We start from the raw sequence: 21,795 nt of genomic DNA, 5'->3' as shown, positions 1-21,795 counted from the left end.
TTAATGCAACGTGATAACCATTAAACTGAAATATTGATGAGTTGATTATGAAGGCGATGATATTCGAACAATTTGGCGCAGCGAAAGATGTCCTTAATCTGAAAGAAGTGAAACGACCAGTTGTGCAGCAAGGCGAAGTATTGGTGAGGTTGCATACATCGGCTGTGAATCCTTCAGATGTCAAGAAGCGAGCGGGATTGTTTCCAGAGCTATTGAGCGATGGTGACATTATTCCTAACAGTGACGGTGCTGGAGTGATCCAAGCTGTCGGTGACGGTGTGCCTAAAGCAAGAGTGGGTGAGCGGGTATGGGTTTATCAAGCTCAATATGGTCGACGATTTGGCACTTCTGCAGAGTTCATTCGGATTGAGAGTCGCAGAGCGGCACACTTACCTGATGAAGCGAGCTTTGAAGTCGGGGCGTGCTTAGGGATCCCAGCCATGACGGCCCATCGATGTGTTTTTGCCGATGGGCCTGTGAGCCATAAACGGGTGCTCATTACAGGGGGAGCTGGAAGGGTGGGGTATTATGCGATTCAATGGGCAAAAATGGCTGGGGCTTTTGTTATTGCAACGGCATCAAATCAAAGAGATAGAGAGTCGTGTTTAGAGGTGGGTGCAGATGCTGTTGTTAACCATAGGGATGCAGATTTTGCTGAGCAGATTTTGCAGGTCAGTGGGAATAATCAGCTTGATCGTGTGATTGATGTTCAGTTTGGGGCTAATCTTGACAATGTATTAAAAGTCGTAAAAACAGGTGCGGTTATTGCGACCTATTCATCGACTCAAGTGCCCGAGCTTAGATTGCCTTTTTATAAGATGATGTATTTAGATTTAACCCTGCGATGCATTATGGTTTATGCCATGCCTGAATCGGCCAAGAACAGGGCTATTAATGATATCGAAAGCGCATTAAAAAATAATAAGCTGAGTCATCGTATTGCTGAGATTATGCCACTGAAAGAGGCTGTCAAAGCTCATAAAATGGTGGAGTCGGGCACAGTAAGAGGTTGTATTCTTTTATCTATTTGAGTACGTTTTTCGGCGATAGTATGGATTGAATCACTAAAGCGTTATTTTTATTGTATTACCTTACCTTGGTAGTATTTTATGTCTGCAATATCAAGCATTTCATTGTCTTCAATGCTATTACCATAGGCATAAATTGTCTCATACTGTTCAAGCTGATAGTGCCTAATGATATGCTGATATTTATTGATGCCACTGCAATCTCCTGTCGTGTATTGACCCGTCGCAATGTTATTTTTTATTTCAAGCTGACTACAAAGAAGATGAATGCCAAGGCTTTTACACCAAGGTCTCAAGTAAATATCGAGAGAAGCTGAGACGATAGCGACTTCATGACCTTGTTGTTGATGCCAGATCAATCGGCTTAGGGTCTTTTTATAAATGACGCTTGGAATGTACTCTAAGGCAAATTGATTGCCTAACTGATTGAGTTCGGTCCCACTCATGCCTTGATAGCAAAATCGTGATAGCCATATTCGGGTGAAGCGTGCAGAGATAAGTTGTAATTTATAACCGAGCACCAATGGCCACAAGCACCACCTAACCCAAGTTAATCTTTTTTGAGGAATAGCAAAGCGTAGAAAGGGGCTGAAGGTTTCCGTTGTTGTTAATGTACCGTCAAAATCAAATAGGGCTAATTTCATGAGGGGTAAAGAGCCGTGATTAAAGGGAGTGCAAGCGTGCGTGCATATAGGTTAGCATGAGTTCACTAATACTTTGTCCTGTGACTCGATACCCTGCATCTATGCCTGCTAGGTGACAACTGGGAGCCGCTTCTGCTAAATGTAAATAGGCACATGGACAATGCTTAGCAATATAGTGTACATAATAAAGGGCGTCCATTAGTGGGATCCCAGCAGCTGTTGAGGCGCTACTAGGCATATTGATAATCGCATCAAGATCAAGTTCAAGTGCGACAGGGCGATGGGTATCATTTAAGGCTTGTTTGATTTCTCTCAAGGCATTTTCTAATGATATTTCGCGACGGATCCAAATTTGCTGCAAACTATGCCACTGCCCACCGAAAGCGGTAAGTTGTTCTAAGGAAGCTTCGGTATTTTTAAGTTCATGTAACCCAAGAACATGATAATAACTAAGTGCACCTGTTGCGGCAGCATAACTAAAGCCATTACCACTGTGCCGACCTTCACGAAGACGAAAATCACAATGAGGATCAAGATTAATAGCAGCAACTGAGGTTTCTTTTGCTGCTTTTGTTGCCATCAATAGACCATAAGCATTATTGTGACCACCGCCGATAACAATAGGCTCTAATCCGCCGGCAATGATGGGAGTGAGTACGTCAATGACCCGCTCGTCAAGTTGCTCAACTTGTTTTCTTAACTGACTGATACTTTGGTCGGGATCATTTTGAAGGTCATCTGTTTTTATTTGGCCTAAAATAAGGCATTCAATACCCGAGAAATAGCGATTAGATTGAATATTGATAAAATGACTAATGCTATTATCGAATGCATCAGTTGCTCCACCTCGTCCGAGGTTGGCTCTTGGTCCAATGTCTTCGCCAATCCCTAGAATAACGAATCGTACCCCTTTGCTTTTTGCATCTAATAATATTTCATTGAGCGTTTGATTGGGCTCAGATGTATGGATGACTTGTCCAAGTTTTGTTTCACCCATTCTGGCTCCCCCAGATTTCAGTAAAAGTTTAGATAAATCGGGTTGGGTAAAAGGATCTAAATACTGCATCATAGGGGAAATACCTGAGTAAATAATCTTCAGTCTAAAGTGTTGTTTTTTTGTTTCAACTGTTTTTTGTGGAATAGATCAATTGATTTTGATGACAAGAGATGAAAATAGCAATGAAAGGGGATTTCCCCCTTTCATTTCACTTGAGTCGGTCTGAGTGACTTGGGTATATTTGAGCCGATAGAGCTCAATACCGTGTTGGGCTGACTGGGTCGATTAGTCGATATCCAGTGACTCTGGTGATAAGATGATGCCCGTATTATCGGCATAGATATGATCGCCTGGCAAGAAGGTGACCCCACCAAAATTGACAGGGACTTCTAGTTCACCAATAGCATTGCCATCAGCCCCAACGGGAATAGAAGCTAATGCTTGTACGCCAATATCAAGATCTTCTAAAGCATCAACATCCCTTACTGAGCCATAAACAATAATGCCTTCCCAGTGATGATCGCAGGCTATTTGCGCAATACTTGAGTCGATTAAAGCCCGTCTAAGTGAACCACCACCATCGATGAGTAGAACCTTTCCTTCTCCATCGTCTTGTAATGCATCTATAATCAACCCATTATCTTCAAAGCATTTTATAGTGCTAATGGCACCACCAAATGAGCTCGAACCCCCGTAGTTACTAAACATGGGTTCGACAACATCAACAACATCGAGGTAAGTATCACAAAGTTCTGAGGTGTTGTATTCCATAATTACACTCCTGATAAATAGGTTTTGCACAGGATTAGGGTGCAATGACAATGATTTAACCCAGTATATAAGGGTTTCTTGAAAAGAAAAGTGATATAAGAGCCTAAATTGATTTAAAGGAGGTTAACGGTAGTGGATTGGTTGACAAGAATGTTTTAAAAGTGACCTTGTAAGGCAACAATATTATTGTATTTGGTGTTGGACTAATATGTTGAATTAGGGGGGGGGAATTTAAGTTTAAAATGAAATAGGACTCGATATGCAGCTTATTAGTATGGTTGAACTACTTGGTTATTTTGCATCGATAGTCGTTGCAGTCTCTTTTATGATGAAAGATATTATTAAGTTACGTTGTTTAAATTGCACTGGTTGTCTATTATTTGCTTTATATGGTGTGTTAATAGATGCTTGGCCGGTTGCTGGTATGAATGCTTTTATTGCAGGTGTGAATTTTTATCATCTGTTTAAGATCTATCTCAAAAATAAATATGTTTTAAAATAATGAATTGTTTGTATGTCATAAAACATTAGATCAGTTGTCACCTTCTTGTCATGGTGTTCTTCTAATTTTAAACTTAATCATTCGCAAGGTACCATGCCTATGTTCGAGACGATATCTAAACTTGATAAATATGCTTTTAGTAAAGTAAACAAGTTGGCTTATCGTTATCAATTGATTAAAACGGCCACAAAAATTTCCTTCACTGGCGATGGCCCACTGTATCTGTATTTTATGTTGGCATTGCAGTTGTTTCACCCAAAAGGAGAGGCTTTTTTTAATCTAGCGGGAGCGGGGTTATTGTTAGCTTTTCCCCTTTATTTTATTTTAAAGAACACCTCTCGCAGAGCACGGCCTTGCCATGGGGATGAATTTATTGCCATTCATTTTGAACCTTCAGATAAATTTAGCTTACCTTCAGGACATACTACAGCGGCTTTTGTCATGGCGACTTCTATTGGTTATATTTTTCCTCAATGGACCTTACTGGCTTACTCATGGGCATTGTGTATTGGTTGTTCAAGAATAATTTTAGGTGTCCACTATCCTTTCGATATTCTTGCTGGTGGCATACTGGGCGTTGAGAGTGTTAATTTGATGCATTCGCTTATTTAACCGGCGTCATTTATTATGTCAATCTTTATGGCAAGAAGTGACACTGCCTGAAACATGGCGAAAGAAAAACCCTTAAGTTAATAGTGATTTTTTTTCAAAGGTATTCTCGCATTATAATGATTATTTGTGATATTTAACCACCAGATCAATAAGGGGTTCTCGACTGGCCTTGGCTGTCTCTAAGCGAGTGAGATACGCTTGCCATAATAGTGCTTGTTGGGTGGATAGTTTATATAAATATTCCCATGAAAAAAGCCCAGTATCATGGCCATCATCAAAGGTTATCTTTACGGCATAATTGCCTAAAGGCTCAATCGCAGTAATATTAATATTTTTTTTATGGGTGACTAATATCGGCTTACCGTGACCTTGTACTTCAGCTGAAGGTGAATAAACCCGCAACATTTCGCAACTGAGTGTATAAGATCTCCCTGTACTGAAGCTAACGCGTAATTCACATGACTTTTTTTTAAGGGTCAGATCGGTGACATAAGGCGGCTGGTTAATTTGGGTCATGATAACTCCAATGGAACATTTGGAGGTTAAAAGTTAACGGCATCACTGATGACTGTGATGCCGTTATGATCGTGCTATTGTTAAAAGTGATTAAGGCCTCTTTAGGCTTCTGTCACGATTATAAAATAAAACGGCTAAGATCTTCATCTAAAACAAGATCATCTAAGTGGGCTTTGACGTACTCTGCATCAATAACGGCATGACTACCGGATTTATCAGATGCCTCATAAGATAAATCTTCCATGAGACGTTCCATCACAGTATGTAATCGGCGAGCCCCGATATTTTCTGTACGCTCATTAACTTGCCAAGCGGCTTTTGCAATGTGCTCAATGCCGTCTTGAGTAAATTCAATCTTAACGCCTTCAGTGGCCATCAAAGCCACATATTGCTCCGTTAATGAAGCATGAGGCTCAGTGAGAATGCGTTGGAAATCATGGGCTGAAAGTGCTTCTAACTCAACTCTAATGGGTAGGCGGCCTTGTAATTCGGGAATAAGATCCGAAGGTTTAGACATTTGAAACGCACCAGAGGCGATAAATAAAATATGATCGGTTTTGACCATACCATGCTTGGTATTAATCGTACTCCCTTCGACTAAGGGCAGTAAATCACGTTGAACGCCTTCACGAGAGACATCGGGTCCTGATGCGTCACCGCGCTTACAAATCTTGTCTATTTCATCTAGAAAAACAATACCATGCTGTTCAACGAGCTCAATGGCTTGTTCTTTTAAGTCTTCAGGATTCACCAGTTTGGCGGCTTCTTCTTCAATCAATAGCTTGTGAGCTTCGTTGATTTTTAATTTACGACGTTTGCTAGTGCTAGGCCCCATATTCTGGAACATGCTCTGTAGCTGATTGGTCATTTCTTCCATGCCAGGGGGTGACATGATTTCAATACCCACCTGAGGCGCAGCGACATCAAGTTCAATTTCTTTATCGTCTAATTGACCTTCGCGAAGTTTTTTACGGAAGATCTGACGAGTATTAGAGTCATCGGCTTTATCTGCGTCCCATTCGCCATTAGGCTTTGGAATTAACGCATCTAAAATGCGTTCTTCAGCATTTTCTTCAGCTTGGGTTTTACACTTAGCCATTTGCTCTTCACGCGTCAGCTTAATGGCAATGTCAGTCAAATCTCGAATGATTTGATCGACTTCTTTACCCACATAACCCACTTCAGTAAATTTAGTGGCTTCAACTTTGATGAAAGGCGCTTTTGCAAGTTTTGCTAATCGGCGGGCAATTTCTGTTTTACCTACACCAGTAGGACCTATCATTAAGATGTTTTTTGGTGTGACTTCTTGACGTAAATCGAGTTCTAACTGCATACGGCGCCAGCGATTACGCAGCGCAATGGCAACAGAACGTTTGGCCTTTTGTTGGCCAATAATGTGGCTGTCCAGCTCATGGACAATCTCACGTGGGGTCATTTCAGACATAATATTTCCTAGTGCCTATAGCTGGAAGCTGTCAACTAATATGTTAATTCTTCGATTGTTTTGTGTTGATTGGTGAAAACACAAATATCACCGGCAATGGTGAGCGATTTTTCGGCGATTTCAAGTGCACTCAATTCTGTGTTTTCTAATAATGCCGTCGCGGCAGACTGGGCAAAATTACCACCGGAACCAATGGAGATAAGATCATTTTCCGTCTGTATTACATCACCATTACCAGTAATAATTAATGACGATTTTGTATCCGCAACAGCTAAAATGGCTTCTAATTTACGCAGCATTTTATCGGTTCGCCAATCTTTGGCCATTTCAACGGCCGCTTTCATTAAATGCCCTTGATGCATTTCGAGTTTGGCTTCGAAACGCTCGAATAAGGTAAATGCATCAGCGGTACCGCCAGCAAAGCCAGCGAGCACTTTATTATTGTAAAGGCGGCGTACTTTCCTAGCGTTACCTTTCATAACTGTATTGCCTAGGGAAACTTGTCCATCACCAGCGATAACGACTTGGTTATTACGGCGAACTGATACGATAGTGGTCACAATAATTCCTCTTCTCTAGCCAGTGGCAACGGGCCTACTGGTTGATGATAGATTAAGATATGGGGGACGTTATTAATAATTCAAGGGGTAGAGGGGAAACTTGATAATAGAGACTTGGAGTCTACAAGTTCTTTTTTAAAGGGATTGTTTCAGAAATTATACAGTGAGTCGCTCTTGCCTTTCACTGGTGAAAATATGCTGTTGTAGTGAAAATTGCGAAATAAACCATCACTCAATATAGGCAGGTTAAAGTGAGGGACCATTTCGACATTATGTGAAGGACTGCGAAAAACAACCAAACGCATTTTTTGATGAAGAATGTTATTTGTTGACTTTCAATGGGCCATTTAGCGCTATTTTGTACGTGTATGAGACTTATTTCTGGCCACTGAAACAAAAATAGTGGATAAACCTGTATTTTATTTGTTTTCTATATATGGAATCGATAAGTTTATTTTAACAAAAATCGCTTTTTTACGAGGTTATGTGGTTATATGCTAAAAAATAGTCGCTCATTAGCGATTGTTAACGCGTATCCCCTTGTAGAATTTAAGAAGCGTGATAAAGTTAGCTGATTTCTTTTTTTCAATGACTCCACTGAGACAGGCTGGTTACATGTTCAAGAAGCTGCGTGGCATTTTTTCTAACGATTTATCGATCGATTTGGGTACCGCTAATACATTAATTTATGTTCGTGAAGAGGGCATTGTGTTAGATGAGCCTTCTGTCGTAGCTATTCGCGCTGAGCGAGGCAATTCAGGACAAAAGTCTGTAGCGGCAGTGGGGACAGAAGCAAAGCAAATGTTAGGGAGAACCCCTGGCAATATTCAAGCTATACGTCCGATGAAAGACGGTGTGATTGCCGATTTTTATGTGACAGAAAAAATGCTTCAACATTTTATTAAGCAAGTGCATAACAATAGTGTATTTCGCCCAAGCCCTCGGGTATTGGTTTGTGTCCCTGTTGGTGCGACGCAAGTTGAACGACGCGCTATCCGTGAGTCTGCAATGGGTGCTGGGGCACGTGAAGTTTATTTAATTGAAGAACCCATGGCCGCGGCTATTGGTGCGGGTTTACCCGTATCTGAAGCGACAGGCTCTATGGTTGTTGATATTGGTGGTGGGACAACAGAAGTTGCTATTATTTCATTAAACGGTGTGGTCTATTCTTCTTCAGTCCGTATTGGTGGCGATAAGTTTGATGATGCGATTATTAATTACGTTAGACGTAATTACGGTAGCTTAATTGGTGAAGCCACGGCTGAACGGATTAAACATACTATTGGTACGGCTTATCCAGGTGATGAAGTACTTGAAATAGAAGTACGTGGTCGTAATCTTGCAGAAGGTGTTCCGCGTAGTTTTACCTTAAACAGTAATGAAATCTTAGAAGCACTCCAAGAGCCTTTATCAGGGATCGTGAGTGCCGTTATGGTGGCGTTAGAGCAAACACCTCCAGAATTGGCATCCGATATATCAGAGCGAGGCATGGTATTGACGGGTGGTGGTGCACTTATTCGTGATCTTGACCGATTATTGATGCAAGAAACAGGGATCCCTGTGATGATTGCGGAAGCACCATTAACCTGCGTAGCACGTGGCGGGGGGAAAGCCCTTGAAATGATCGATATGCATGGCGGTGATCTCTTCTCCGACGAAAATTAACGTGTTTCTTTATTAGGCGGTTAATCACCGCCTTAGTGATCCTATGAAGCCTATTTTTGTTCGTGGAATGTCCAATCAATTTAGACTGACATTGGCAGTAATAATGTCGGTGATCTTACTCGTTGCTAACGATAGGCTCGACCCTGTTCGAGATGCCCTTTCATCTTTACTTAGCCCTTTGCAATATGTGGCCAGTTTTCCTGGACAGTTATTGGATATTTCTGCTGAGAATTTTGCTACACGTAATATGCTAGCAAAACAAAATAAGACCTTATTAAGAAAACAGCTATTGATGAGTGAACGCTTACAACGGTTCGAGTTTTTGCGCCAAGAAAATGAACGTTTACGAGCATTATTAGGTTCGCCGGTTCATATGGACGCTAAAAAAATGGTCGCAGAAGTTATGGAAGTGGCAAGCGATCCTTTTCATCAGTATGTGGTGCTTAATCGGGGGAAAAAAAGTGGTGTGTTTGTTGGCCAACCCGTTGTTGATGCGCAAGGCGTTGTGGGTCAAGTGACCCAAGTCAGTGAATTAACGAGTCGAGTGTTATTACTGTCGGATGTTTCCCATGCCATTCCTGTTCGCTTAACGCGTAACGATGCGCGATTTGTGATTAATGGCACTGGTGTATTAGATGAGCTTGAATTACGTTACGTGTCAAAAAGTACTGACATACTGGTTGGGGATCTTTTAGTGTCATCAGGACTCGGAAAGCGTTTCCCTGAGGGGTATCCGGTGGCAAGGGTCATGAGTGTGATTAAAGATGATGGTAAGAGCTATGCCACTGTCACCGCTCAACCTCTTGCGGCATTAGATCGTATTCGATATTTATTATTATTATGGCCGGATGTTTATGATGACAACGATGCACTGGACGCAGAAGCACTTCATTCACAAACGACGAGAAAGAGCCAAGCAGAGCTGCCTTCGGCGTTGAACTCGACACTCCCCTTGAAACAAAGTACTGAGGTGAGCGAATGAGTTTGCACCTGCCAAACGGGCGTTGGGTCGTCTGGTTAAGCTTTTTAGTGGCCATGTTATTTCAAATTATGCCGTTACCTGAAGGGGTCGCAGCTTGGCGTCCTGATTGGTTATTACTGGTCATGACGTATTGGGCAATGGCATTACCTCATCGTTATAATATTTTAACCGCTTGGATTTTAGGATTGTTGCTGGATATTCTCTTGGGAGCCGCCTTAGGGATCCGCTCTTTAGGCATGTCGATAGTGATCTATGGGGTGGTGTTACACTTTCAGCGGTTGCGTAATTTTCCTATGTGGCAGCAGGCCCTATTAATTGCGGCTGAAGTTGGTATATACCAACTTGTGGTTTTTTGGCTGCAATTTGTTGTCGATGGAGCCCAATTTGACCTGAATTTACTTTTCCCTGCTATCTCCAGTTTATTTATTTGGCCATGGGTTTTTTGGATTTTACGTCGAGTAAGACGTCAATATAAGGTAAGATAATTATGGGGTTAGTTCTAGCTTCAGCGTCTCCAAGACGGAAGGAACTATTAACTCAGCTATTTTTTAGTCATCCTAATGTCACATTTTCGGTATTGGCGGCTGATATTGATGAAACGCCATTTTCAGATGAAGGTGCTGCTGAACTCGTTACCCGTTTGGCATTTGAAAAAGCAAAAGCGGGTTTTTTATTAGCGAAACAGCAGCAAGAACGGCATACAGAGATACCTTCAACCCCGTTAACAGTACTCGGCTCAGATACTATTGTGGTTTTAGATAATAATATTCTCGGAAAACCTTTAGATATTCATGATGCTAAAAGGATGTTGCAAGCGCTTTCTGCTCAGGAACATTACGTCATGACCGCTGTTGCGATAACTGACGGTTTACGAACCTTGGATCGTTTAGTTAAGACAAAAGTTTGTTTTTGTTCGCTTTCAACATCGGATATAGAAGATTATATCGCAACAATGGAGCCGATGGATAAAGCGGGTGCTTATGGTATTCAAGGAATGGGAGGCAATTTTGTAACGCGTATTGAGGGCAGTTATTCAGCCGTTGTTGGGCTACCATTGGTTGAAACTCGCGATTTACTGAAAGAAATGCAAATATTGACATGACATTGGGCGGAACATTGGCGAGATTATACTTTCTAATGTAGTGGACGTTGATCGATAAAGAGATCGGCAGAAAGTATTATTGATAAGTGCTTCGTTGAGTCGCCATTTTGTTGCTATCAATAATGAGCTTAACGCATTTTAAGTCATTGGCATTGTTTGCCCTAGTCCAGCTCTATGTGTTTGGAGCTTGAGCCGAATACCTAAATTACTTGGGTAAATAAGGAGAGTGATTAAGTGAGTGCCAATATGAGCCGTATTGTGAGTAAGCCAGTACAAGGAAAGATAGGATCTGAGTTACTGATCAATGTGACGCCCACGGAGGCGAGAGTGGCATTGGTTGAGTATGGCATTTTACAAGAAGTTCATATTGAACGGCGAATGAAACGGGGGTTGGTTGGGAATATCTATAAAGGTAAGGTCAGTCGAGTGTTGCCTGGCATGCAAGCTGCTTTTGTCGATATAGGTTTAGATAAAGCCGCTTTTCTTCATGCTTCTGATATTGTTCCTCATACCGAATGTGTGGCAGAAACGGATAAAGATCATTTTGTTGTTCATGACATCAGGAAACTGGTTAGGCCTGGACAAGCGGTCATAGTACAAGTTATCAAAGATCCCATCGGTACTAAAGGTGCTCGTTTAACGACAGATATTACCTTACCTTCTCGATATCTGGTCTTTATGCCAGGGGCAAGCCATGTCGGTGTTTCTCAACGAATCGAGTCGGCAAAAGTACGAGCAAGGCTTAAAGGGCTCACTGAACCTTTTGTTGATGAAAATGGCGGTTTTATTATTCGCACCGCAGCTGAAAATGCAGGTGAAACTGAATTAGTACAAGATGCGGCATTTTTAAGACGGGTGTGGGCTAAAGTCAGTGAAAGACGTAAACGGCCAGGTGTGTCCCTTCTTTATCAAGATCTTGCATTGCCGGTTAGAATTGTCAGAGATTTTGTGGGAACGGAGCTTGATCGTATTCAAGTGGATTCGAGTCAAACCTTTGGGGAACTACAGAATTTCACTCAAGAGTTCATGCCTGAAATCGCCGATAAGTTAGAGAACTATTCAGGTTCGGTATCTATTTTTGATTTATATGATGTTGAAAATGAAATTCAGCGCGCGTTAGGCCGTAAAGTTGAATTAAAATCGGGTGGTTATTTGATCATAGATCAAACTGAGGCGATGACTACTGTTGACATTAATACTGGTGCCTTTGTTGGTCATCGAAATCTTGAAGAAACCATTTTTAATACCAACCTCGAAGCCACCCAAGTGATTGCTCGTCAATTACGATTACGTAATCTTGGGGGAATTATTATTATTGATTTTATTGATATGCAAAATAAAGATCATAAAAGTCGAGTATTGAATAGTTTAGAGCAGGCGCTTTCTCATGACAGGGTTAAAACCAATATGAGTGGTTTTTCAGGTTTAGGTTTAGTGGAAATGACCCGTAAACGAACCCGTGAAAGTTTAGAGCATGTATTGTGTGGCGAGTGTCCTTCATGTTTTGGTACCGGCACTTTAAAAACAGTTGAAACAGTATCTTATGAAATGTTCAGAGAGATCATTCGATTAAATCGTAGTTATGATGCTGATGAGTTTCTCGTGTATTGTGGTCCTGCTGTTTATAACACGCTAAAAGAAGATGAAAGTCATTTTTTGGCTGAATTAGAAATATATGTTGGAAAAAGAGTTAAACTTCAAAGTGAACCTTTATACGCGCAAAATAAATTTGATGTGGTGATAATGTAGTGTTCTCTTTACCTAGCATGTTCAAAATACTGCGATTCTCCTGGCTTTTCCTTGCTGGTATTCTTGTTTTATTTGCCCTTTTTGTGAGCTTAATAAGAGAGTTATTACCTGAACTCGATCAAGTTAGAGTCGAGTTAGTTAATTACGTAGAGCAGACTTATCAAGTAAAGGTTGAGGTGGGGCAGTTACATGCGAAATGGCGGGCTTTTGGCCCAGCATTAACGGTCACTGATCTTGTTTTACCGCAACAGAGCAATTTACCTTTGACTTTTTCTGTCGATGAAGCACACATAAAACTGGATTTTTGGCAAAGTTTATTAAGTTTAAGTCCCCAAATAGAAACGGTTATTTTTGATGGGATTGATGTCACGCTCAATCTGGATACATTAAAAGACAATGCTCAAGGCGCCAAAAAATCGTCTGATACCACTTGGTTATATGGATTGCTTTTAGAGCAACTTGAACGATTTTCGGTGAAAGATGCCAGTTTGACTTTAGTGAGTAAAGAGCATGCTTACAATCCAATTTTTATCAAAGATTTAATATGGCGAAATAGAGATAATAACCATCTTGGTAAAGGGTTAGTCTATTTTGATGATAATGGTTCTGTGGCTGAAAGCTTATCGCTAAATGTGGCACTGAAAGGCAATGGCAATCGACCCGATAGCCTAGTAGGACAAATTTATTTGGCGGCTAATGGGGTCGATTTAGGCCATTGGGCTTCCAGACAACCTGGGCGTTTTGATAACAAGCAAAGAATGCAGCTTAAAGGTGCGCTGAATCTCGAAGCTTGGATGAGTGTTGCTAACCGTAGTATTGATTCTGCAAGAGTGAATTTTAAGCCCAGCTGGTTAACCTGGTATTTAAATAAACAAGAGCAAAATTTTACGGTTGAAAAAGGACAGCTATCTTGGGATACCAATGCCGATGGTTGGACGCTAAGTAGCAGTGATTTGGCTTTTTCCAGTAATAATACGCCTTGGCCAGAGTTGAAATTGGGGGCGAAAAAAGAGCAAGGTGATGTTTTTGCTTATTTAAATGAATTAGACATATCATTGTTACAACCGCTATTACCCTTACTCCCTCAGTTAAATAAAGAGGGACTTGATACATGGCAAATGATGCAGCCTAAGGGGCAGTTGGTTGATTTACGCCTATATCAACAGAAAAATGAGCCTGCTCAATTGAGCTTGAACGCAAAAGCGCTTGCTTGGCAAGCCGTGCAGAATATTCCGGGGTCAACAGCACTGGATTTAGATCTTGTCATTAAAAATGATCAACTTTATTTTTCGCTTCCCGCACAGCATTATCTATTGAACTTTAATGATAACGTTAAAGCGCCTATTGCCATCAAAGGGGATGCAATTGATGGTAAGTTTGATGTAGAAAATCAAACCTTAATAGTGCCTGAACTGACATTGGGAAATGATGATTTAATGATTGAAGCCTCAGTTAAAATGGGCTTTCAAGATCAAATGACGCTTGCGTTACTGGCCAAGTTATCGGTGACTAATATCGCCGATGCTGATAAATATTTTCCTTTGTCTGTAATGAGTCAAGAAGTGATTAATTACTTAGAAGGGGCGTTAAAAAGTGGGAAGATCGAAAATGGCATCGTTGTCTGGCAAGGTGTACTGAATGATTATCCTTATCACGATCACCAAGGCATTTTTCAAGCTGGATTTAATCTAGATAAGGGGACTTATCAATTTGAGCCAAACTGGCCTACGGTCACAAATTTGTCATTATATGGTCTCTTTGAAAATGCAGCCATGAATTTGTGGGTGAAGCAAGGCGACTTGCTAAAGGTACCGCTCAATGGTGTCCATGTTTTGATTAATGATTTAATCGATAATCCGTTGTTAAGTATTCAATCGTCGTTATCAACGACGGCCAGTGCAGCCAATCAAGTGATCACCCAATCTCCTCTATCAGACTCCGTTGGAGAAACGCTCAAAATCCTTAGAGTGAAGGGGAAGCTGACTGGTGCCTTAGATCTGTCTATTCCTTTATACGGCAAAGATAATGAAAATATTACTGGTACGGTTAATTTTAAAGATAATCCTGTTTATGTCACGGAGCCGGGTATTCAACTGTCGAATGTGACGGGAGAAATTCAATTTAAAAATAATGTCGTGACAGGCAAGAATATCACCGCGAGTATGTACAACCAGCCTTTCAAATTTGATTTTTATACGACAGAAAAGAATAAAAATTATGCCGTTAATGTCGATTTAAAAGGGCATTGGAAATTAGGTACCTTATCGAATGAATTGAATAACCCATTGAGTGATTATTATCAAGGCACCTTAGATTGGACTGGGGGGCTGTTGTTAGTCTTTGGTGAGCAGGGTTATAGTCTGCAAGGACAGGTAAATTCCGATTTAGTGGGCACTGAACTCTCTTTACCGGGGCAGTTTTTTAAACAAAAACAACAAAAAAGGGCCTTGTCTGCTGAGATAGTGGGTGATGATAAACAGCTTTCTTTGGGGGTGAAAATTGGACAACAATCTGAATTTTGGGCCGCATTTGATTTTGATCCCCATGCGAGTTCTTCGCTGGCTTCTTATGATTTGTTATTGGGTCGTTTATTCAGACCGGGGGATAAATTACAACGAAATAAAGGTCACTTGCAGCTAGAATTGCATAGCGCTAATTTTATGCAGTGGGATCCCATTATTAAGAAGTTTATTGGTAATGTTCTGGTTGAAGACTCAAGCCAAAAACCCAAGTTTAGTCCGTCAACTTCAGTGAACATTGCGTCATCAAAAAAAGTATTATTTCCCCCGTTAAATCTCATTACAGGGCATATTAATCAACTTGATTTTTTAGGTCATGATGTTAATAACGTGAAGTTTACCTCTTTTGCGATTGGAAATGCTTGGCGCTTAAAGGCGACATCAGATCAATTTACGGGGAATGTGGATTTTTATCCTAATTGGCTGCAACAGGGACTTAAAATAGCGGCTAAAAAACTGTATCTGCAAAACTTAAGTAAAGATGAACACAAGGAAGAAGACAACGCTTCTTTAACGAGCATGGAGAAAAATACAGTACTGAATAAAGATGAAATAGATAAGGTTGATCCATTAACATTACCGCCTTTAGCGATCAATGTTGAAGATTTTCAAGTTGCGGGGAAGAAGTTAGGAAAACTTGTTTTACAAGCCACCCCGATTGAAAATGCTTATCAAATTCAGACCTTGTCTTTAACAACTCCAGATATTCAATTGGAAGGCAAAGGGGCTTGGTATTACCGTACCCAAAATAAGACACAGCTTAATTTGAATTTAACGGCCAAGAAATTTGATGCGGTCTCAAAGGTGCTGGGAATCGATCCCGGTTTGAAAGATGCGCCTTTATCTATGAAGGCGACCTTAGTGTGGACGGGGGCCCCTTATGAATTTTCTTTAGTTACATTAAGTGGTCAAGTTGATTTTAAATTGGGTAAAGGGCATTTGACTGAAGTGAGTGATAAAGGCGCGAGAATTTTATCACTTTTTAGCTTAGATTCAATTTTGCGTAAGCTGACACTTGATTTTTCAGATGTGTTTGGTAAAGGGCTTTATTTTGATTCTTTTAAAGGAACCTTGAATATCGACAATGGTGTGGCAAAAACTACCAATACTGAAATGAAAGCGATTGTTGGGGATATGAAGGTGCGTGGTTATACGAACTTGCTTAATGAAAATATTAACTATGATATTAGTTTTATCCCGCAATTAGCTTCGAGTGTCCCAACCGTTATTTTGCTAACGACTGGAGGTTGGACTTTTGGTTTAGGAGCGTTTGTATTAACTAAGGTATTAGAGCCTGTAATCGAAGTGATTTCAGAATTACGCTTTAGAGTGACAGGGACGATGTCCGATCCAAAATTAAAGGAGCTTCCTCGAAAAAGTAAAGAAATCCAAATTCCCGAATCTGTGTTATCAGACGCTAAGAACCAATCTGCAACGGAAAATATTGATGACAATAAAGTGAATACGACCTCACCAATCAATAAATCAACTTCAGATGAGAATGCGCCTTCATCAACTAATCAATAATTTATCATCTAAGCCATATTTCGTGAATAAATAGCCTGCCTTCAATCAAATTCGTTTCTTGCCGCTTCTCGAGTATAATGAGTTTAGTCGATTAAAGTATTTCCTCACAACAAAGGATAGGACGGCATGCAAATCAGTTTATTACAATGTCAAAGTGGTGCAGATGTTCAAGCTAACCTCGCTTTCATTGAAGCGCTGCTTGCACTTTTACCTCGTGTTGATCTTGAGCCGCAACTGGTTGTGCTTCCAGAAGCATGTTTGTTATTTGGTGGTCACGAGAGCAAGCAAAAACATATTGCAAAATCGGCCGTCGAGAGTCCATTACTGGGTTCGCTGGCAAATTTAGCTAAACAATATCAAGTTTATTTGATAGCGGGCACGATCCCTATTTTGGCCCATGATGGCCGCGCTTATAGTCGTAGCTATTTATTTGATGATGATGGCGAAGAGCTTGGTTGCTATGACAAGCTGCATTTGTTCGATGTTGAAGTGAGCGATGGTACTAAAACTTACCGAGAAAGTGACACATTTTATCCCGGCAATAAGATCAGTGTCGTCGATACGCCTTTTGGAAAAATAGGCTTAGCTATATGCTATGATTTGCGTTTTCCGGAGCTCTTTAGAGCGATGCGTCTTGCGGGAGCAGAACTGATTGCGCTGCCTTCAGCTTTCACCAAAGTCACAGGTGAAGCACATTGGCAAACATTGCTTCAAGCTCGAGCGATTGAAACGCAATGTTTTATGCTTGCCGCTAATCAATGGGGGGCTAATGATGGAGGGAGAGAGACTTGGGGACAAAGTATGATTGTTGATCCTTGGGGACGAATTCTTGCCCAAAAAAAGACGGGGTGTGGTTGGGTGCAAGCGCCATTAGATAAAACTAAGCTTAATGATATTCGTCAGCAAATACCAGTCGCGATACATAATCGTTTTGCTAAGCCCACATTGATTGAACAATCCTGAATTTACGTCATTAGCCTCGTATGGAAGGCTCAAAGAGAGAAATGAATGCCATTTTTAACACAAGTTGGACAAAGTTTACTTCAAGATGGGTTATCGATAGATGATTTACAGACTTACCTCAAGAGTATACATCAGCATAAGATTGATTTTTCTGATCTGTACTTCCAAGCTGCTCGAAATGAATCTTGGGTTTTAGAAGACGGTATTGTTAAAGACGGCAGCTTTCATATTGAAAGAGGGGTTGGCGTTCGTGCGATCACCGGTGAAAAAACGGGCTTTGCTTATGCCGATGAAATTACGCCAGCGGCCCTAATGGCATCTGTTAATGCCGCCAGAGGGATTGCATTGGCAGGAGAGCACACTCAAGTCAATGCGTGGAAACGTCAAAGTGCTATTGTGCGTTATACCAGTAACGATCCCATTGCAGCTATGGAAGAAGAGAAAAAAATCACCCTGTTAAAGCAAGCTGATGCATATATTCGTAGCTTAGACTCTCGTATTTCACAGGTTGTTGTTAGCTTGTCAGGGGTATATGAAGAAATTTTAGTGGCAGCCAGTGATGGCACGTTAGCAGGAGATATCCGTCCTTTAGTTCGCTTTAATGTGAGTGTTATTTTAGACGATAAAGGTAAGCGTGAACGTGGCAGTGCAGGTTGTGGTGGGCGGCATGGCTATGAAGTGTTAATGCAAGCCGATGAAGCGGGTCTACCTTATTGTTTTCATTTTGCAAAAGAAGCGGTTCGTCAGGCACAAGTGAGTCTTTGCGCTATTGATGCGCCAGCCGGTGAGATGACTGTGGTATTAGGGGCTGGTTGGCCTGGTGTTCTTTTACATGAAGCGGTTGGCCATGGTTTGGAAGGCGATTTTAACCGTAAGGGCAGTAGTGCTTTTAGCGGTAAAATGGGCCAGCAAGTAGCGTCATCTTTAGTGACTGTTGTTGATGATGGCACCCTAGCCGATCGTCGTGGTTCACTGAGTATTGATGATGAAGGTGTACCGGCTCAAAAGACCGTCTTAATTGAAAAAGGTATTTTAAAAGGTTACATGCAAGATAAGCACAATGCGGGTTTGATGGGCAGTGTGACTACAGGGAATGGTCGTCGCGAATCTTATGCGCATTTACCTATGCCACGTATGACGAATACCTATATGGAAGCCGGAGAGTCTGATCCAAAAGCCATTATCCAGTCCGTTAAAAAAGGCATTTATGCTCCCAATTTTGGTGGTGGGCAAGTGGATATTACTTCAGGTAAGTTTGTTTTTTCTGCCTCTGAAGCTTACTTAATCGAAAATGGTGAAATTACTCAGCCAATTAAAGGCGCGACACTCATTGGTAATGGCCCTGAAACTATGGGGCAGATCTCTATGGTGGGTAATGACTTAGCTTTAGATAAAGGCGTGGGCGTGTGTGGTAAAGAGGGGCAAAGTGTTCCTGTTGGTGTTGGGCAACCGACTCTGAAGTTGGATCGTTTAACCGTGGGCGGTACAGCTTAGCGCTATCGGTTATGCGTATTTATTAATAGTAACGATTAGTTAATTTTTATGACGTTATGCCTTACATTAAGGCGTGACGTTTTTCGTTTAATTGACTCTTTACCCCTTCCTCTTTATACCTTCCTGATTAACCGTGCTGATGCGTTATTTGATCACTCTCGCTGCCATATTAGCCAATTAATCTACTAATTGAATACAACTGCTATTATAAAATAACAAACTATTAATAAAGGCGGGCTATAAAGAACGAGATCAGGGTCAAGAGAACGTAAAGCCATTAAAAAGTGGATAGACTGTTTTTTAAGGCTTGACTTCATTCTGAGTTTCTCTAGTATATGGACATATAGACGTCCAAACGTCCATTTGGAATCCGAGGGAATTATTTATGGCTTTTCACCATGCACAACATGCAACTTCATTAAATCAAAGCTTATCAGAGCTTAATGGCGATATTAATGTTTCTTTTGAGTTTTTCCCTCCTTCAACACCAGAAATGGAAACTATACTTTGGAATTCTATCAGGCGTTTGGCGCCGTTAAACCCGAAATTCGTCTCTGTGACTTATGGGGCTAATTCAGGGGTAAGAGATCGTACTCATAGTGTGATTGAGCGTATTCAAAAAGAAACTCAATTAGTGGCTGCACCTCACCTGACGTTAGTGGATGCCAGTGATGAAGAATTGATTGAGCTTGCTAAACATTACTGGAATTCAGGTGTACGTGATATTGTTGCGTTGCGTGGTGACTTACCTGAGGGCAGTCCTAAGCCGACACGTTTTGCTAATGATTTGGTGCGTTTATTGCGTTCAGTTGCTGATTTTGATATTTCCGTTGCCGCTTACCCTGAAGGTCATCCGGATGCAAGTAATGCACAGGCTGACTTAATACATCTTAAACGTAAAATTGATGCGGGTGCGAATCGCGCAATTACCCAGTTTTTCTTTGATATTGAATCATATTTACGTTTCCGCGATCGTTGTGTGACAGCAGGGATAGATGTAGAAATTATTCCGGGTATTTTACCGGTGACTAACTTTAAGCAATTGAAACGATTTGCAGGCATGACGAATGTCGGGATCCCAAATTGGTTACATCAGCAATTTGAAGGGTTGGATGATGATCCCGCTACTCGCCAATTGGTGGGGGCAAACGTGGCTATTGATATGGTGAAAGTATTATCACGAGAAGGGGTTAAAGACTTTCATTTTTATACTCTTAACCGTGCTGAACTAACTTATGCCATTTGCCATACACTGGGCGTAAGACCGAATAAAGCATAATTATGGTACAAAAATGATGAGAAAGGGCGTTACGGTATGTAAACCGTAATGCCCTTTTTAGATAGTATTAAGCCGTAATAGATGAAATATTATCTTCTAAGGGCTCTGGTTCATTGCTTCCTGTCGATGAGCTGGCATGTATAATTAAATGTTCTTCTGCAATTAAAATATTAATCATATCGTTATCATTATTGACGCTATAAGAAGCAAATAAGTCAATGCCATCAAGTATGAGATGCTGATCCATATTACCATCATGATTACTATCAATATCAATAATAGTATCTTCTCCTGCTGTTGAGAAATGTAGAATATTATCTAAGTTTTCAATATCACCTTCATTTTGAAGAATATCACTGATATCGAGTTTATCTTCAGTGAGATCAAATCCAATAATATGTGTTTCTCCTTCCGTTGCAGCTTTAAGCACAAAGGTATCGCTCCCCTCATTACCAGAAAAATCAACAGTATCGATTAAGTTGGTACTGTTTTGTGGGATGATAGATTCTGCTGCATGATTTGCCGTGGCGAGCGTGCTGTTATCGGCATCATCTGTCGAGGTAAGGGTAGCGCTAATTATCGTATCATGGGCTAAATCGCTGCCCAGCACATCGACATTAAATACCCCATTCTCAGAGATGTTAACGCTTGATACAGCTTCACTGGTATTAATGACATTATTTTCAGTGATATTATTGAGCTCAATATTCAGTTGCCGTTCTGTTTCTACATCATCTAAAATTTGATGAATGACGTTGTTTGTCGATACAAATTGATGGGGGTCAATCATTGATGAGTCATAATGGGTCTCGGCAAGGGTTTCATTTGCGCTTCTTTCTACCTGAATAAAATCCGAGTTAATATCATCACTGTTAAGGAGGGAGAGCGGTGTCGGTTCTATATTGGGATGAATGGCTCTTGACTCCTCAGCTTCTTTAATGAGTAGAGCCTTGATATCGGTGCTCTTCAGTTCTTCTCCATTGTCAAAAATTAATGAGAACTCACTATCATCATTAAAGAATATTTGCTCGCCAGCATTAATATAATCTGCTGTAAAAAGGGGGGTAATTTGACCATGAAGATCTTTTATTTTTAATAGGCCAGAGATATGCTTAATAATTGCATCTTGTTTGGTAATGAATGTGCTCATAATGAAGTGCTCGTAAGTATTCACCAGAGGGGGATTGACTAAGCTGGCATGAGCCCAAATACGTCTGGGTAGTCCTTTTTACCAACCACGGCCGCAATGATAGTGCTGATCACTCTTATCGGGGATAACTGTCGCTTCTTGCACGTTTCAATGACAGATAGCAGCCGAGAGCGAAATTTATCACCTCTATCTGAACTTGTGCCATAGCAGATCTTGCGCATGATCACGCTCCCACGCAAGCAACGCTCGGCTTCGTTATTAGTCAACGGCGTACCTAGGTGATTGAGAAAA

At 41.0% G+C, this 21,795-nt stretch carries 19 protein-coding genes and 1 pseudogene; 12 read left to right on the top strand and 8 right to left on the bottom strand.

Annotation, left to right across the window (positions count from 1 at the left end; genetic code table 11):
* The first annotated feature begins 47 nt into the window (after positions 1 to 47).
* A complete protein-coding gene (locus tag L2764_RS17025; protein ID WP_248941496.1) occupies positions 48 to 1,031 on the top strand; it encodes an NADPH:quinone reductase in 984 nt (327 codons plus the stop codon).
* Between the two features lie 47 nt (positions 1,032 to 1,078).
* Here L2764_RS17025 and L2764_RS17020 read toward each other — a convergent pair whose 3' ends face one another.
* From L2764_RS17020 to rraA, 3 genes are all read right to left on the bottom strand, one after another.
* The gene (locus L2764_RS17020) at positions 1,079 to 1,672 is read right to left on the bottom strand and encodes an HAD family hydrolase (RefSeq protein WP_248941494.1); all 594 of its coding nucleotides are present in this window, start codon (positions 1,670 to 1,672) and stop codon (positions 1,079 to 1,081) included.
* 19 nt (positions 1,673 to 1,691) lie between these two features.
* Positions 1,692 to 2,738: a formimidoylglutamase gene (locus tag L2764_RS17015; RefSeq protein WP_248941516.1), complete on the bottom strand. Its 1,047-nt coding sequence runs from the start codon at positions 2,736 to 2,738 to the stop codon at positions 1,692 to 1,694.
* Between the two features lie 216 nt (positions 2,739 to 2,954).
* The gene (rraA, locus tag L2764_RS17010) at positions 2,955 to 3,440 is read right to left on the bottom strand and encodes a ribonuclease E activity regulator RraA (protein WP_248941492.1); all 486 of its coding nucleotides are present in this window, start codon (positions 3,438 to 3,440) and stop codon (positions 2,955 to 2,957) included.
* Positions 3,441 to 3,699: 259 nt separating this feature from the next.
* On the opposite strand from rraA, the gene L2764_RS17005 reads away from it, so the two are divergent.
* The gene (locus tag L2764_RS17005; protein WP_248941490.1) at positions 3,700 to 3,942 is read left to right on the top strand and encodes a YgjV family protein; all 243 of its coding nucleotides are present in this window, start codon (positions 3,700 to 3,702) and stop codon (positions 3,940 to 3,942) included.
* Positions 3,943 to 4,041: 99 nt separating this feature from the next.
* Positions 4,042 to 4,554: a phosphatase PAP2 family protein gene (locus L2764_RS17000; RefSeq protein ID WP_248941489.1), complete on the top strand. Its 513-nt coding sequence runs from the start codon at positions 4,042 to 4,044 to the stop codon at positions 4,552 to 4,554.
* Positions 4,555 to 4,674: 120 nt separating this feature from the next.
* Here the strand turns inward: L2764_RS17000 and L2764_RS16995 are convergent, their stop codons facing one another.
* The 3 genes from L2764_RS16995 to hslV all read right to left on the bottom strand — a co-directional run bounded on the left by L2764_RS16995 (position 4,675) and on the right by hslV (position 7,074).
* A complete protein-coding gene (locus L2764_RS16995; protein WP_248941487.1) occupies positions 4,675 to 5,070 on the bottom strand; it encodes a gamma-butyrobetaine hydroxylase family protein in 396 nt (131 codons plus the stop codon).
* Between the two features lie 118 nt (positions 5,071 to 5,188).
* Positions 5,189 to 6,514: an ATP-dependent protease ATPase subunit HslU gene (gene hslU / locus L2764_RS16990; RefSeq protein ID WP_248941486.1), complete on the bottom strand. Its 1,326-nt coding sequence runs from the start codon at positions 6,512 to 6,514 to the stop codon at positions 5,189 to 5,191.
* Between the two features lie 35 nt (positions 6,515 to 6,549).
* The gene (gene hslV, locus L2764_RS16985; protein WP_248941485.1) at positions 6,550 to 7,074 is read right to left on the bottom strand and encodes an ATP-dependent protease subunit HslV; all 525 of its coding nucleotides are present in this window, start codon (positions 7,072 to 7,074) and stop codon (positions 6,550 to 6,552) included.
* Between the two features lie 615 nt (positions 7,075 to 7,689).
* On the opposite strand from hslV, the gene L2764_RS16980 reads away from it, so the two are divergent.
* From L2764_RS16980 to metF, 9 genes are all read left to right on the top strand, one after another.
* Positions 7,690 to 8,739 (top strand): rod shape-determining protein, encoded by a 1,050-nt coding sequence (locus L2764_RS16980; RefSeq protein ID WP_248941481.1) that lies wholly within the window; start codon positions 7,690 to 7,692, stop codon positions 8,737 to 8,739.
* A gap of 43 nt (positions 8,740 to 8,782) precedes the next feature.
* Positions 8,783 to 9,721, top strand: coding sequence for a rod shape-determining protein MreC (gene mreC, locus L2764_RS16975; protein ID WP_248941480.1), 939 nt, complete (start codon positions 8,783 to 8,785; stop codon positions 9,719 to 9,721).
* Positions 9,718 to 10,206: a rod shape-determining protein MreD gene (gene mreD / locus L2764_RS16970; protein WP_248941478.1), complete on the top strand. Its 489-nt coding sequence runs from the start codon at positions 9,718 to 9,720 to the stop codon at positions 10,204 to 10,206. The genes mreC and mreD overlap by 4 nt, the downstream gene beginning before the upstream one ends.
* A 2-nt stretch (positions 10,207 to 10,208) precedes the next feature.
* Positions 10,209 to 10,823, top strand: coding sequence for a Maf family protein (locus tag L2764_RS16965; RefSeq protein WP_283107052.1), 615 nt, complete (start codon positions 10,209 to 10,211; stop codon positions 10,821 to 10,823).
* A gap of 246 nt (positions 10,824 to 11,069) precedes the next feature.
* Positions 11,070 to 12,572 (top strand): ribonuclease G, encoded by a 1,503-nt coding sequence (rng, locus tag L2764_RS16960; protein WP_248941509.1) that lies wholly within the window; start codon positions 11,070 to 11,072, stop codon positions 12,570 to 12,572.
* A 17-nt stretch (positions 12,573 to 12,589) separates the two neighbouring features.
* Positions 12,590 to 16,618, top strand: a complete 4,029-nt coding sequence (locus tag L2764_RS16955; RefSeq protein WP_283107054.1) for a YhdP family protein — start codon at positions 12,590 to 12,592, stop codon at positions 16,616 to 16,618.
* Positions 16,619 to 16,744: 126 nt separating this feature from the next.
* Entirely contained in the window at positions 16,745 to 17,581 is an 837-nt protein-coding gene (locus L2764_RS16950) for a carbon-nitrogen hydrolase family protein (protein WP_248941475.1), read from the top strand.
* Positions 17,582 to 17,626: 45 nt separating this feature from the next.
* A complete protein-coding gene (gene tldD, locus L2764_RS16945) occupies positions 17,627 to 19,075 on the top strand; it encodes a metalloprotease TldD (protein ID WP_248941474.1) in 1,449 nt (482 codons plus the stop codon).
* Positions 19,076 to 19,460: 385 nt separating this feature from the next.
* Positions 19,461 to 20,354 (top strand): methylenetetrahydrofolate reductase, encoded by an 894-nt coding sequence (gene metF / locus L2764_RS16940; RefSeq protein WP_248941473.1) that lies wholly within the window; start codon positions 19,461 to 19,463, stop codon positions 20,352 to 20,354.
* 67 nt (positions 20,355 to 20,421) lie between these two features.
* On the opposite strand, the gene L2764_RS16935 is transcribed toward metF, so the two are convergent.
* Entirely contained in the window at positions 20,422 to 21,504 is a 1,083-nt protein-coding gene (locus tag L2764_RS16935; protein WP_248941472.1) for a type I secretion C-terminal target domain-containing protein, read from the bottom strand.
* Between the two features lie 38 nt (positions 21,505 to 21,542).
* Positions 21,543 to 21,795 (bottom strand): annotated as a pseudogene (locus L2764_RS16930) (IS66 family transposase); the annotation flags it as partial.

This window comes from Shewanella surugensis (genome assembly GCF_023284005.1).
GTDB classification, from domain to species: domain Bacteria; phylum Pseudomonadota; class Gammaproteobacteria; order Enterobacterales; family Shewanellaceae; genus Shewanella; species Shewanella surugensis.
The sequence above is the reverse complement of the archived record's forward strand: the minus strand, read 5'-3'. Positions and strand labels throughout refer to the sequence as shown.

What these genes read in the sequence shown, in the direction of transcription:
- rng (WP_248941509.1), top strand. Translation starts at nt 11,070, where the DNA reads ATGAGCCGTATTGTGAGTAAGCCAGTACAAGGAAAGATAGGATCTGAG.
- L2764_RS16955 (WP_283107054.1), top strand. Translation starts at nt 12,590, where the DNA reads ATGTTCAAAATACTGCGATTCTCCTGGCTTTTCCTTGCTGGTATTCTT.
- L2764_RS17005 (WP_248941490.1), top strand. Translation starts at nt 3,700, where the DNA reads ATGCAGCTTATTAGTATGGTTGAACTACTTGGTTATTTTGCATCGATA.
- L2764_RS16980 (WP_248941481.1), top strand. Translation starts at nt 7,690, where the DNA reads ATGTTCAAGAAGCTGCGTGGCATTTTTTCTAACGATTTATCGATCGAT.
- L2764_RS17015 (WP_248941516.1), bottom strand. Translation starts at nt 2,738, where the DNA reads ATGCAGTATTTAGATCCTTTTACCCAACCCGATTTATCTAAACTTTTA.
- L2764_RS16965 (WP_283107052.1), top strand. Translation starts at nt 10,209, where the DNA reads ATGGGGTTAGTTCTAGCTTCAGCGTCTCCAAGACGGAAGGAACTATTA.
- L2764_RS16950 (WP_248941475.1), top strand. Translation starts at nt 16,745, where the DNA reads ATGCAAATCAGTTTATTACAATGTCAAAGTGGTGCAGATGTTCAAGCT.
- tldD (WP_248941474.1), top strand. Translation starts at nt 17,627, where the DNA reads ATGCCATTTTTAACACAAGTTGGACAAAGTTTACTTCAAGATGGGTTA.
- L2764_RS16935 (WP_248941472.1), bottom strand. Translation starts at nt 21,504, where the DNA reads ATGAGCACATTCATTACCAAACAAGATGCAATTATTAAGCATATCTCT.
- metF (WP_248941473.1), top strand. Translation starts at nt 19,461, where the DNA reads ATGGCTTTTCACCATGCACAACATGCAACTTCATTAAATCAAAGCTTA.
- L2764_RS16995 (WP_248941487.1), bottom strand. Translation starts at nt 5,070, where the DNA reads ATGACCCAAATTAACCAGCCGCCTTATGTCACCGATCTGACCCTTAAA.
- mreD (WP_248941478.1), top strand. Translation starts at nt 9,718, where the DNA reads ATGAGTTTGCACCTGCCAAACGGGCGTTGGGTCGTCTGGTTAAGCTTT.
- L2764_RS17025 (WP_248941496.1), top strand. Translation starts at nt 48, where the DNA reads ATGAAGGCGATGATATTCGAACAATTTGGCGCAGCGAAAGATGTCCTT.
- mreC (WP_248941480.1), top strand. Translation starts at nt 8,783, where the DNA reads ATGAAGCCTATTTTTGTTCGTGGAATGTCCAATCAATTTAGACTGACA.
- L2764_RS17000 (WP_248941489.1), top strand. Translation starts at nt 4,042, where the DNA reads ATGTTCGAGACGATATCTAAACTTGATAAATATGCTTTTAGTAAAGTA.
- hslU (WP_248941486.1), bottom strand. Translation starts at nt 6,514, where the DNA reads ATGTCTGAAATGACCCCACGTGAGATTGTCCATGAGCTGGACAGCCAC.
- rraA (WP_248941492.1), bottom strand. Translation starts at nt 3,440, where the DNA reads ATGGAATACAACACCTCAGAACTTTGTGATACTTACCTCGATGTTGTT.
- L2764_RS17020 (WP_248941494.1), bottom strand. Translation starts at nt 1,672, where the DNA reads ATGAAATTAGCCCTATTTGATTTTGACGGTACATTAACAACAACGGAA.